Raw genomic sequence first — 13,642 nt, forward strand, 5'->3', positions numbered from 1 at the left:
AAAAGTTAATGATTTTTTCATTTTGGCAGATGAAAAATATAAATATAGAGAAGACTATATAAGCTGTAGGAAAAAGGAAGTAGAATATCATTTAAATATGGTAGGAGCTGAAATAATTAATAATTCTTAAAGAGAAGAGTTTCTTAGATCAAAAGAAAAAAGACTACTATTTCCTTCATGTATGACATCAAAAAATGATGATAACTGTAAAGCACTAAAGAACGAAGAAGTATATATATGTGCTCACTGTACAAAATCATGTAATGTAAATAAATATGATAAGATAGGTAAATACTATGATTTTCAAGTATATATAATTCCTTATGAATCTAATATTACTATGAAAAGAAAATTTGAATACTGGGATATAGGAATAGTTGTGATTGCCTGCGTTCTTAATTTGATATCTGGCGGGTTTAAAGCAAGAGGTTTAGGGTTTATTCCTCAATGCGTTTTTTAGATTATTATGGATGTAAATCACATTGGCATGAAAGTGGAATTATTACAGATCTTAATGAAGATAAATTATTATATACATTAGGAGTAAATAAAAATATAAAATAAAAAGGAGGTTTTAATAAAGTAACCTCCTTTTTATTTATGCATTTTACCAAGGCTTGCTCCAGTCACAGTAATGATATTCATCTTTCCATTCTAAATCAGTGGAAATATAAAAATCGCCATAGCTTCTCGTTGATTTATAAAAAATATTTACGACAGAAAACTTAGTAGACAAATCTTTGTTTATAATCACGTGGTATTTATTATCTACCACATAGATATTATCATTTGAAGTAGGCTCATCCTGAGCTACATTAAACACGGGTCCGTGTCATGCAATTTCTTTTAAATAAACCCTAATATATCTTCCAATATCTAATTTATCAGTTCCATAGTTTTTAAACATCTCATCAAGAGCAACCTTTGCTAAGGCAGTAATGTTTATTATCATAAAAAGCTCCTTTTTTTTATTTATAAATTTATTTTATCCAATTACTATGATTATATTAAATGATAAAAATATGTATTATTTAAATGTTAACTTGGAAGATAAAATGATTTATACAAAATAAATTACTGAATAAAAACTTATATTACATTAGGCAAGTTATTAAGTTATAATAAAAAGAAAAACTAAGAAGGAGATTTTATGAGTAAAAAGAAAGCTGGAATTTTATCATTAATAGGATACTTAGTAACAATGGGTATTGGATTATTAATAGGAAATGGTGTGTCTAATTTATTGGGAGAAAATGTGTTAGGAACAATGAATATGGACTCTAGCAATATTATTTATAAAATTATAATTCAAATTCCTCCAACAGTATTTCTTTTATGTTTTATTAAAAAATATTATAATTGGAAAGACATAGGCCTTACATCAAAAAAATCCAAAAGTTTAATGTGGTTTTTACCTTATTTAGTAATTTTAATATTTATGTTAAATAAATTTGCAGTAGAAATAACTAAAAATATGGAAGTTTATGATAGTAGCATATATATGTTCATAATATTTGTATTTATAGGTACAGTTATGGCTGGATTTTGTGAAGAAGTTATTTTCAGAGGAATAATATTAAATTCATTTGAAAGTGAAAAATCATTTATTATAGCTATGATAATAAGTAGTTTAGGTTTTTCCATAGTACATATAACAACTATAGTGATGGGAAATTCTTTAGTTGAAGCGTTTATGACTGTATTTTATTCATCTTTATTAGGTTTTGCATTTGTTGGACTAGCAATGAAGATGAAAAATATATGGCCTTTGATTATTTTTCATTCTCTTTGGAATTTCATATTAATGGTTTCTCAAACTTTACAACTGGAGGTATCTTTAGCTGCTGGTATATGCAATATTATTAATATTTTTATGGCAATAATACTTTGGATTATTGTTATAATTGAAGAAAAAAGAAAAGCCACAAAAAAAACTATACTGGCAAAATAGTCAGTATAGTTTTTTATATTAATTAATCATTTCAATATAATTACAATCTGTATATATATGATTTATAAACAGTAGTAATCTTTCATATAGAGGATGAACTTTTTCACCGTATTTTAAATCTAAGTTTTCCCCGACTTCCTCAACAGTATTTTTGCCATTTAACATAATAAATACCGTGCTACAATACTCATCAAGCTCAATTTCTTTGTACATAGGTATTTTAAATTTAAGCTTTCTTAGAAAAGATTGTATCTTGTGGTCTTGCTTTTCTAGTAAAGTAACTATTCCATTTTTGTCTACCATATACTCAATATTATCACAAACTTTAAACTTTAAATTTAAAATATCCTCATTAGTCTTCATTTTTCTTAACCTTTGAAGATGCAATCGGGATGGTAGTTGCTACAACAAGGATAATTAGTAGAATTAATGCCATTGAATTTGTTGCAGCAAATCCAGTAGGAACTCTAGGTGTGATTACACCAGATACTTGTAATATTATACCGATTAATCCTATTATAGATCCACCAGCAACTAGACCTGAGGATAGACTTATGCCGTTTGAAACTTTACCTTCTTTATCAGAATCACTTTTAGCAGTTTTTTCTACAAATACACGAATTAAGGCACCTATTAGTATGATTGAAGTTGTAGAAATTGGTAAGTAAAACCCTATAGCAATGGTCATTATAGGTAAATTTAACATAAATAGAACTAAAGCCATAACTATACCTGTTATAACCATAACCCAAGGTAAGTTACCAGACATTATACCTGATGTTAATGTAGACATTAGGTTGGCTTGTGGTAATGCAAAAGGAGCATCTGCGCCTGTAAGAGCTAATTGACTAGAAAGTACAACTATTGTTCCACAAACTACAGCTACGCCTACTATGGAAGCTAGAGCAAAGCTATTTTGCATTTCTCTTTTATTACCACCTATAATATAAGTTACCTTTTGAGATTGATTATATCCTCCAGCTACAGATATGGCAGTAACCATAAAAGCAGCAAATAAAAGTAGTGATTTATTATCCTCAAGTCCAGTCCATCCGGATATAACGAAAACTAAAGTTAATATAACTAAAGATGCAATAGTCATACCTGATACAGGAAGATTTGATGTTCCTATAGTACCAGTTAAGCGTCCAGAAACTATAACAAATAAGAATGATAATATGAATGAAACTATTATAGCAACAATTGCCATGGTAATACTTTGAGATATTAAGTAAGCAGCAACTAAACCAACTACTACACCACCTATTAATATTAACATCTCAGAAGAACTACCATTATCATCTCCATTATTTTCTTTTCTTGCATTTAAAGTTTCTTTTATTGAAACTATTATAGTTGGTATAAGTTTTATGGCTCCAATTATACCACCACAAAGCATCATACCTGCACCTATATATTTTACATAACTACCTGATATGGCATTTACATCCATAGTACTTATGGCAATGGTAGCATCATTCCAAATAAAAATTTCTTCTCGAGCCATATCAGAGAAATATCCAATTAGTGGAGCTATTGCAAAGTTGGATAAAATAGAGCCAGCAAACATAGTTAATGAGACGTCTAATCCAACTATGAAACCAATACCTAATAAAAGTGGATTTACTTCTAAAGAAAACTTCCACTTGTAAAATGGAGTACCTATATAAGTCATTACACTATTTATTACATTTAAAAATGATCCAGTTAAAACGTTAATTATACCACTTATTCCAAAACCAATACCCATAAATTTTATGGCATCTCCTCCACCTTGAGAAGCTACTAAAGTTTCAGAAATTGCCATAGATTCTGGATACATAAGTTTACCATGTTCTTCTATTATTAAATAATTGTAAACTAGTGAAGAACATCCTATACCAAATAAACTTCCTCCAACGCCTGTTACTAATCCTTCAAAGAAAGTAATATCACTTCCTATTAAAATAATTGCAGGTAACACATAAATTAATCCACTGGCAATAGACTCACCACCACTAGACATACCTTGAATAATATTTTTTCCAAGGATACCACTATTTTTAGCGAAAGCTCCTACAAGCATGGAACCAATAATTGCTCCTGGTATTCCTGCAGCAACTGTAAGTCCGGATTTCATTCCAGAATATGCAGTCGATGCTGCAAACACAGTTGAAAGTACTATTCCTATTATTAAAACAGGAATATTTGCACCTTTTTTGGATTTATCAGTTATGTAAGGAACATAATCTTTTCCAGATACACCACCATAGGCTTCTTTAGGTAATTTGTTACTCATTATGTCATCTTCCTTTCTCTTAAATTAAAAATTTAATTTTTGGTTCCTATATAGTGTTTAACATTTTTGTAAAAATAATTATATTATTTTTAAAATTATTGGAAAAAATTTTTTATTGCTACTAAATCTACGTTTGAAGCTATGAAAAATCTACTCATAGGCTAATTGAAGTTAATAGTGAAAGCGTAAGGAGTAGTGACTTTATAGTTTATATTCTATATACATAAATAAAATTTTCTAAAATAGAGAAAGAAGGATAAATTTATAATTTGTCGAATATTAGCTATAGAAAATTTATTCATAAGGAGTATGCAAATGAGAGAAGAAGCATTAGAGATTTTATTTAAGTACCTAAAAACTGATTACATGTTAAAGCATAGCTATGCAGTAGAAGCTGTAATGAGAGAGATGGCTAAAAAATTAGAGCCAGAGAAAGAAGAAAAATGGGCAGTGGCAGGTTTATTACATGATTTAGATTCTGATATTACTGGTAGAGTACCAGGTGTTGTTAATGAGGCCCATGCATTTAAAAGTGTTGAACTATTAAAGGAAGAACATTTTGGAGATGAGGAATTATATAGAGCGATTCTTGGACATCATGATAATAAGGGAGTAGTTAGGGAAAGTTTAATGGAAAAGGCCATATATGCAGTTGATCCTATAACTGGGTTTATTACTGCTATAGCCAAAAGTTATCCTGATAAGAAGCTTACTAGTGTAAAAACTAAATCGGTTACTAAAAGAATGAAAGAAAAAAGATTTGCAGCAAATGCAAATAGAGATGCAATGAAGGCTATTGAACTTACAGGAATTACTTTTGATGAATTTGCAGAAATATCATTAAATGCTATGAAAAATATAGCTGATGTACTAGAATAAAATAAAAATTTACTAATATAAAGGTGGACTACGTGATAGTTCACTTTTTTACATGTTATAACATTGGAATATTCTTACACTTGTTGATAAGATTATAGACAAGTATGAAATAAATGAAAAAAGTTTTTGTATAAAAAAAATTGATTGAATTTAATGTGCAAGGTATATAAATATATAGTAAACTTTATATGACGATTAAAGTTAGGAGGAATACATGATTAAAAAATTTATAAAATATTATAAACCTTATAAGAAACTTTTCTTTATGGATTTATTGGCAGCATTATTATTTGCTGTATGTAATTTGGTGTACCCTATGATTACAAGGGAAATAATGAATGAAGTTGTACCAAATAAAGATTTAAGGATGCTTGTAATATTTGCATTTACTTTATTATTTATATTTATAATGAAGGCATTTTTAAATCATTTTATGCAATATTGGGGGCATGTGGTAGGTGTTAGAATGCAGGCTGACATGAGAAGTGAAGTATTTACTCATCTTCAAAAACTACCAAACTCATACTTTGATAATCATAAGACTGGAGTAACCATGTCTAGAATAATTAATGATTTAATGGATATTTCTGAACTAGCTCATCATGGGCCAGAAGATTTATTCATATCAATAGTTATGTTTGTAGGATCATTTTTAATATTATTAAATGTAAACATACCACTTACTTTAATAATTTTTGCTATACTTCCTTTTGTAGTAATATTTGCAGCAAGACAAAAAAGAAGGATGCAAAAGGCATTTATGGAAACTAGAGTAACTACAGGAGAAGTTAATGCCACTTTGGAAAATTCTATAGCTGGAATGAAAGTAACAAAATCTTTTTGTAATGAAAAAGAAGAGCTAAATAAATTTAATGAAAGTAATAATGTATTTAAAAAAGCTAGACAAGCAGCTTACAAAGTTATGGCTGACTATTTCTCTGGAATGAATTTATTTATGGACTTATTAGAGTTGATTGCATTAGTGGCTGGAGGATATTTTACTTATCTAGGTGAAATTAATTTAGGTGATTTTGCGGCATATATACTATATGTAAAAATGTTTATAGAGCCAATTAAAAAACTAATAAACTTTACAGAACAGTATCAAAATGGTATGACAGGATTTGAAAGATTTATGGAAATAATCAATGAAGATGTGGAAAAAGAAGTGGAAAATCCAGTAGAGTTAAAAAATATTAAAGGTGATATAGAAATTAATAATGTTTCTTTCACTTATGAAGATAAAAAACAAGTATTAAAGAATTTAGATTTATCAATTGAAGCTGGTAAAACAGTAGCATTAGTTGGACCATCAGGAGGAGGAAAGACAACTCTTTGTAATCTTATACCTAGATTTTATGATTTTGAAGAAGGGGATATAAGAATAGATGGAAAAAGCATAAAAAATGTAAGTTTAAAATCATTAAGAAAAAATATTGGTGTAGTTGGACAGGATGTATTTTTATTTACAGGTACTATAAAAGAAAATATATTATGTGCTAAACCTAATGCTAGTAATGAAGAAATAATAGCAGCAGCTAAAAAAGCAAGAATACACGACTTTATTATGAGTTTGCCTGAGGCTTATGATACGTATATAGGAGAACGTGGAGTTAAGTTGTCAGGAGGACAAAAACAAAGAATATCAATATGTAGAGTATTCTTGAAAAATCCTCCAATAATAATTCTTGATGAAGCTACATCTGCTTTGGATAATGTGACAGAAAGAGAAATCCAAAAATCCCTAGAAGAGTTAAGTAAGGATAGAACTAATCTAGTAGTAGCACATAGATTATCTACTATAAAAAATGCTGATGAAATCATAGTGCTAACAGATCGTGGTATTGCTGAAAGAGGAACTCATGAGGAGTTAATTAGTAATGGTGGAATTTATAGCAAACTTCATGTAAGTTAATGAAAAAAGTCTGAACCTAAAAATATTTTAGTTCAGACTTTTTTAGTGTAAAAATAAAAATATTTAATCTGAATATATCAATAGAATAATAATAATATTATTAAGTATAGCTTTTATTTACTTTATATATAAAAAGAAAAAACTCATGTTTTTTATAGAGAGTATCAGGAGTACTTCATTGCTTAGATATCGAACAATGCAAAAACTACATCAAAAAATGTTATATTTTGATGTGAATTTATTTATCAAGGAAATAATAGTGGTAAAAAATAGAAAATTTGGAAAATTAGAAATGATATTTATATTAATAAAATAATTATGACAAAAAAATACATTTTTTAAATTGACATACATTAGTTATTTCTGTTACATTTTGTATGGGGAGTAAATTAGTTTTTACATTCCTAAAAATATGTTTAAAACCATATTTGACATCTGGTACTATCAAAAAATTTATGTATGGCAAAATAAACATTAAATATTTAGAAATTTCCAAAGTCATCAGTCAAAAAAATGGAATCATGCAAATAAGTAAATAAAAAGACATACTATTAAGGCAGATTATTAAGGCATAAGATTAATGGAGACTAAGCACTGGGAAATCTCTAATAAAGAATCATAAATTATATTGGAGGTAGGACATGGAAAACACAGTAAAAACTAAAAAGAAATATCCTTTTGGCTTCTATGTATGTGCTTTATCTTTCACTCTTGAAAGAATGGCATTCTATTCATCAAAATGGTTACTTGGGGTATTTATAGTTGCTTCAGTAGCAAAAGGTGGACTTGGATTAGATGCAGCAGAAGGAGCAAAAATGGGTGCTAACTTAGTTGCATTCACTTATTTAACACCAATACTTGGTGGATATATAGCGGATAGATGGGTAAGTCCTAGATTATGTGTTGTGTTAGGGGCAATATTAATGGGGCTTGGATATGTTTGTGGATGGCAATCAGCTGCTCAAGGATCATTAGGTTTAGTATGGGCTATGATAGCTCTTGTATCTATAGGAACAGGATTATTTAAAGGTAATGTTTCTGGAATAAATGGTAAGTTGTTTGATGATCCAGATCAACTTGACTCTGCATTCTCTATTCAATACTCATTTGTTAATATAGGTTCTTTCATAGGAACAACTGTTGTTGCATTTATACTTGCAAAGTATGGATATGGAATGACATTCTTAATATGTGGAGGATTATTATTCTTAGATGCTTTATGGTTAATGTTTGGTGGTAACGCAGCATGGGGAGATGTTGGTAAGAAACCTTTCAAAGCTGGTGAAATTAAAGAAACTACAGCTAAGAAAGAAGAAGACAATAAACCTCTTACTACATTAGAAAAGAAAAGAATTGCAGCTATAGTTCTTGTAACTGTTTTCTCAATAGTATTCTGGATAGTTTGGTACTTAACTTATATGCCAGTATTATATCACTGGGGACCAGATGTTGAAACAGCTAATAAAGCTAACTGGGTAATTGGAAACTTTACAGTTCCATCTGCTTGGTTTGATTCATTAAATGCTCTTTGCTGTATAGCTCTTGGACCAGTTCTTGCAGCTTACTGGACTAAACGTGCTAATTCACCAAAAGGTGACTTAAGTATGTTTAAGAAAACTGCATTAGGTATGATATTACTAGGAGCTGCATTTGTTGTAATGGCTCTTGCTGAAGTAGTTAGAGGAGATAGACAAGCTAACTTAATGTGGATAGTTATGGTAGGTGTGTTAATGTCAGTTGGTGAAATGGTATTCTCTCCACTTGGAAACTCATTTATATCTAAATTCTCTCCAGCTAAAGTTTTAGGACTTATGATGGGAGTTTGGCCATTTGCAATATTCATAGCTGGTAAATCTTATGGATATTTATATGAATTCTTATCAAAATATTCATTTGCTCCAGCTTATGGAGTAGTAGCTGCTATAGTTATATTATGTGGTGTAATTCTTTGGTCAATGGATAAGAAGTTAAATACTCTTGTTGAAGATGAAGAAGAAGAAAATGCATTAAACGCATAATAAGTAAATTGTTACTTTATTATAGAGTAGCCTCAACTTAGGTTGAGGCTATTTTTATTTGTGCTAACAATAAATAGATTATCTATAATAGAACATTTTTGAAGCAATATGAATATTATTCAATGTAGAAAAATGTAAGAATTTCTGCACTAAATAATATTGTGGTGGTGAAAGCTTTGGAAAATATAGAAAACCTAACTGTAAAACAAATTTCAATTATTAATAATAAAGATATGTCTAAAGCAATAAATATTGATTTAAAAACTGACAAAGATTATATTCCTGATGGAGTAAATATGATAAATGCACAATTTATGTGGAGTAAGGGAATTACAGGTAAAGACGTTAAAATTGCAGTAATAGACTCCGGTTGCGATATGACTCATAAAGACTTACAAACAAGAATAACAGGCGGCCGAAATTTTACAATAGAAGATAATAAAAACATATACAAATATCAAGATTATAACGGTCATGGAACACATGTATGTGGAACAATAGCTGCATCAAATAATAACTATGGGGTTATTGGAGTAGCTCCAGATGCAAAGTTATTGATATTAAAAGCTTTAGATAAAAATGGTTCAGGAAGTATGAAAGGTATTATAGATGCCATAAATTTTGCAATTAGCCAAAGGGTTGATATAATATCAATGTCTTTGGGAACTTCAGAGGATGTTCCTCAATTGCACCAAGCTATTAAAAAAGCAGTAGATAGTAATATATTAGTTGTATGTGCAGCAGGTAATGAGGGAGATAGTAAAGGAGTTACAGATGGATTCTCTTATCCAGCAGGATATAATGAAGTAATTAGTGTTGGAGCAGTTGATTATTCAAAATCTGCTGCAATATTTAGTAACTCTAACAAAGAAGTAGATTTGGTGGCGCCTGGTGTAAATATAATATCAACATTTTTGAATGGGAAATATGAAACTTTATCAGGAACTAGTATGGCGACACCTCATGTAACCGGTGCTCTTGCTCTTTTAATAGAATGGTCTAAAAAAGAATTTGGTAGAAAATTAACAGAAGCCGAATTATACGGACAGCTAATAAAAAATACTGATACATTACCTATGTTAAGAACACTACAAGGTAATGGTTTTTTATTTATAAATCCTAAAAATATTTTAAAATAATTAATATATAAATTTTTAAATAAAGACTGTCAAAGGCCTTAGTCCTAGTCAGTCTTTATTTTTTATTATATAGATTTACAGTTAATGGAAATGATATAATTATAAAAAGTAATTATTATTGGGAAAAGAAGGAAAAGGGGTTTACTAATGATTGAAGTAGAAAAATTATGTAAATCTTTTACTAGACAAGTGAAAGATGAAAGTAAGAAACAGAAATTTAGAACAAAAAAAGAAGAGTTTTTAGCAGTAAATAATTTAACTTTTAAAGTGGATAAAGGACAAATTATAGGGATACTAGGACCAAATGGGGCAGGAAAAACCACGTTACTTAGGATGCTTGGTGGAATCTTAACTCCAACTTCTGGTCACATTAAAATAGGGGATTATGATTATGAAGAAGATAAAAATGCAGCTAAAAAGGAAATCGGATATTTATCAGGAAATACAAAATTATATAATAGACTTTCTCCAAGAGAGCTATTAACTACTTTTGGAAATTTATATGATATGACAAAGGAAGAAATAGAAAAGTCCATAGAAAATATAATTGAAATTATGGATATGGAAAGTTTTATTGATAATAGAATAGAAAATTTGTCTACAGGACAAACTCAAAGAACATCAATTGCAAGATGTCTTATTCATAACCCAAGTATATATATTTTTGACGAGCCTACATTAGGTTTAGATGTAATTAGTAGCAAATCTATTATAGACTTTATGAAAAGAGAAAAATATGAGGGAAAAACTGTACTATATTCAACTCACTATATGGAAGAAGCAGAAATTTTATGTGACAAAATTTATATGATGCATAAGGGTGAATTTATAGCTGAGGGAAGTTGTGAAGAACTTAAATCTAGATATAACACAAATAGTCTTAGAGATATATTTATAAATTTAGCTAGTGAGAGGGGGGATTTAAATGAGGACTAAGATGGTAAAAGCTATCTTTAAGAAAGAGATGATAGATATTCTTAGAGATAAGAGAACTTTATTTATGGGAATTATCCTTCCTTTAATTTTATACCCTGTTCTTATGTTAATAATGACTCAAATTATGACCATGTCTATAAGTAGCATTGAAAGTGAAGATATTAATATTGCTTTTGAGAAAAGTCCAAATAATGAATTGATATCTATAATTGAAAACTATACAGATGAAAGTACTGGGCATATTAATATAGTAGATACTAATAATTATAAAGAAGATTTAGAAGAAGGATACATTGATGCATATATAAGTGTAAAAGGCAAAAATAAAATAGAAAATTATGAAATATACATAAATTCATCAAAAGAAAATGCATCTAGTGTGAATAGTAAGCTAGAAAGTATTTTTTCATTATACAAAGATAGTAAAATTAAAAATAAAATAGAACAATCAAATCTAGATGTAAAAGAAACTCTAAACCCTGTGGTATATGAAACTGTAGATGTGGCTAAAAATGAAGAGTTAGCAGGGTTTGTACTGGGTCAGATACTTCCATTTATATTAATTATGGGAGTGCTTCTAGGTGCGATTTATCCAGCAATAGATTCTATGGCAGGAGAAAAAGAAAGAGGTACATTAGAAACCTTATTTACACTACCTATTACTAACTTGGAACTCGTTATGGGTAAATATATGGCAGTATCCATCTGCGCCATTGTAACTGCTATTTTAAATGTTATATCCATATTATTAACATTAATATATATTTTAACAACGGGTGAATTAACAGGTCAGTTATTTTCTGATAGCTTAAAAATATCAAACTTGGCAGGACCTTTGTTTATCACAGTGATCTGTGTTTGTTTATTTGCCATGGTGGTATCAGCTGTAAGTATGTGTGTATGCTCTTTGGCAAAAAGTTTTAAAGATGCGCAAAACTATATTACACCAGTTATGTTTTTAGTTTTAATACCTTCATATGCATCTATGATACCCAACATGACCTTGGATAGAACTACGGCTATAATACCTGTTGTGAATATATCTTTATTAATAAAAAGTGTATTAAGTTTTCAAGCTAACTTGGGTTTAATTGCCTTAGTATTTATATCAAATTTTGCATTTGTAATTTTGGCAGTGATTTTATTATCAAAAATGTTTAACTCAGAAGAAATTTTATTTGGAAGTGGAAAGAATTTCTCATTCTTAGAAAAAAGAATTGATATAAAAAAAGGTACCATGCCAAGTGTAAGCGATGGAGTTGTTTTATATGCTATTGGATTGGTATTACTTATTTATGTGGGAAGTTATGTTCAGTTAAAGTTTGGAGCGGTAGGAATAGCATTGACACAGCTTATGATTATTGGATTACCACTTTTATTTGCTTATTATATAAAAAGTGATTTTAAGAAGGTGTTCTCTTTAAAGTTGCCAAAGTTTAAGCATTTAATTGGAGCAACAAGCCTTTGGATAGGAACATACTTAATTGTATTTGTAATAACAAATATAATTTTATATTATTTCCCACAAAATCAAGAAATCGTTGAAGGGTTAAATGATGCCTTATTTACGAAGGATAACTTACTTTTAAATATTTGCTTAGTGGCATTAATGCCAGCCATATGCGAAGAAGTATTTTTTAGAGGGTTTATATTAACATCTTTTAAACATAATAAGAAATCATATAGAGGAGCCATAGTTGCTTCGGGAATCTTATTTGGAATGATGCATATGGACTTTATAAGAATTGTACCGACTTCTATTTTAGGAATGGCTTTTGCTTATGCAGTTTGTAAAACAAATTCAATTGGTGTAAGTATGTTTATGCACCTCTTAAATAATGGATTTGCAGTTGTTGTAACTTATTTATCTTCAAAGATGCTAGAAAATGTTGAAACGACTACAGCTACTTACTTGTCATTTAACCAATTATTTGTGTTTTTAATCTTGAGTATTATGTTTATAAGTGTTGCAGTTTTGCTATTTAAAGAAAAGAAAAGTTTAAAAGAAAGTAACATAGTTGAATAAAAAGTATAGAATAAGGTTACTCGTTGAGTAATCTTATTTTTATGAATTCATACAAGGAAATGATATAATATAGAAAAAGAACATAAGGAGATAATAAATTGCTGGATACAAAAGAAATAGATTTTGACTTAGATAGATGTGAAAAGGTATTAAGAGAAAATGATTATATGGAAATAGTTATAGCTATAGAAGAATTACAAGATAAATATAGAGATAAAATTGATTATATTATTGAAAATGAAAATAATGTTATTTGGAATAATAGTATTATAGAAGAGGTAAATATAGAGAAAATAAATTTAGATGATAAGTATGAAGAATTAAGAGTTTGTTTTGATATATTAAAACATATAGATAGGGAAATGAGTATATACATATTAGAATTGATAACTTTAGTAATAAAATAAATATGGATGAAATTGATTTAAATAATTGGGAGGAAAATATGAAATTTAGGAACTTTAGAGAAAGCTTATTTACTAAACAAGAAGAAATAATAA

The 13,642-nt window shown here is 28.7% G+C and carries 12 protein-coding genes; 9 read left to right on the top strand and 3 right to left on the bottom strand.

Annotation, left to right across the window (positions count from 1 at the left end; all coding sequences use genetic code 11):
* Positions 1 to 181: 181 nt before the first annotated feature.
* Entirely contained in the window at positions 182 to 460 is a 279-nt protein-coding gene (locus QX51_RS21305) for a DUF116 domain-containing protein (protein WP_052233110.1), read from the top strand.
* A gap of 147 nt (positions 461 to 607) precedes the next feature.
* Here the strand turns inward: QX51_RS21305 and QX51_RS20425 are convergent, their stop codons facing one another.
* On the bottom strand, positions 608 to 823 hold the full coding sequence (locus QX51_RS20425; RefSeq protein ID WP_139045069.1) for a hypothetical protein: 216 nt from the start codon (positions 821 to 823) through the stop codon (positions 608 to 610).
* A gap of 327 nt (positions 824 to 1,150) precedes the next feature.
* Here QX51_RS20425 and QX51_RS15910 point away from each other — a divergent pair, with 327 nt between their 5' ends.
* Entirely contained in the window at positions 1,151 to 1,951 is an 801-nt protein-coding gene (locus tag QX51_RS15910; RefSeq protein WP_039680890.1) for a CPBP family intramembrane glutamic endopeptidase, read from the top strand.
* Between the two features lie 18 nt (positions 1,952 to 1,969).
* Here the strand turns inward: QX51_RS15910 and QX51_RS15915 are convergent, their stop codons facing one another.
* Complete coding sequence (locus tag QX51_RS15915) at positions 1,970 to 2,314, bottom strand: hypothetical protein (protein ID WP_039680891.1); 345 nt, start codon at positions 2,312 to 2,314, stop codon at positions 1,970 to 1,972.
* Complete coding sequence (locus QX51_RS15920) at positions 2,304 to 4,229, bottom strand: OPT family oligopeptide transporter (protein WP_039680892.1); 1,926 nt, start codon at positions 4,227 to 4,229, stop codon at positions 2,304 to 2,306. Before QX51_RS15920 ends, QX51_RS15915 begins: the two co-directional genes overlap by 11 nt.
* A gap of 315 nt (positions 4,230 to 4,544) precedes the next feature.
* Here QX51_RS15920 and QX51_RS15925 point away from each other — a divergent pair, with 315 nt between their 5' ends.
* The 7 genes from QX51_RS15925 (at position 4,545) to QX51_RS15955 (ending at position 13,549) form a co-directional block, all read left to right on the top strand.
* Entirely contained in the window at positions 4,545 to 5,108 is a 564-nt protein-coding gene (locus tag QX51_RS15925) for an HD domain-containing protein (protein WP_079764822.1), read from the top strand.
* Between the two features lie 214 nt (positions 5,109 to 5,322).
* Positions 5,323 to 7,023 carry an ABC transporter ATP-binding protein gene (locus QX51_RS15930; RefSeq protein ID WP_039680894.1) on the top strand — a complete coding sequence of 567 codons (1,701 nt, stop codon included), beginning with the start codon at positions 5,323 to 5,325 and terminating at the stop codon, positions 7,021 to 7,023.
* 641 nt (positions 7,024 to 7,664) lie between these two features.
* Positions 7,665 to 9,041, top strand: a complete 1,377-nt coding sequence (locus QX51_RS15935; RefSeq protein WP_039680895.1) for a peptide MFS transporter — start codon at positions 7,665 to 7,667, stop codon at positions 9,039 to 9,041.
* Positions 9,042 to 9,217: 176 nt separating this feature from the next.
* Positions 9,218 to 10,180, top strand: coding sequence for a S8 family peptidase (locus QX51_RS15940; protein ID WP_320649589.1), 963 nt, complete (start codon positions 9,218 to 9,220; stop codon positions 10,178 to 10,180).
* Positions 10,181 to 10,327: 147 nt separating this feature from the next.
* Entirely contained in the window at positions 10,328 to 11,116 is a 789-nt protein-coding gene (locus tag QX51_RS15945; RefSeq protein ID WP_039680896.1) for an ABC transporter ATP-binding protein, read from the top strand.
* Positions 11,106 to 13,142 carry an ABC transporter permease subunit/CPBP intramembrane protease gene (locus QX51_RS15950; protein WP_039680897.1) on the top strand — a complete coding sequence of 679 codons (2,037 nt, stop codon included), beginning with the start codon at positions 11,106 to 11,108 and terminating at the stop codon, positions 13,140 to 13,142. Before QX51_RS15945 ends, QX51_RS15950 begins: the two co-directional genes overlap by 11 nt.
* A 98-nt stretch (positions 13,143 to 13,240) precedes the next feature.
* Positions 13,241 to 13,549, top strand: a complete 309-nt coding sequence (locus tag QX51_RS15955) for a hypothetical protein (RefSeq protein WP_039680898.1) — start codon at positions 13,241 to 13,243, stop codon at positions 13,547 to 13,549.
* Positions 13,550 to 13,642: the final 93 nt, after the last annotated feature.

This window comes from Terrisporobacter othiniensis, assembly GCF_000808015.1.
In the GTDB taxonomy this organism is placed as follows: domain Bacteria; phylum Bacillota; class Clostridia; order Peptostreptococcales; family Peptostreptococcaceae; genus Terrisporobacter; species Terrisporobacter muris.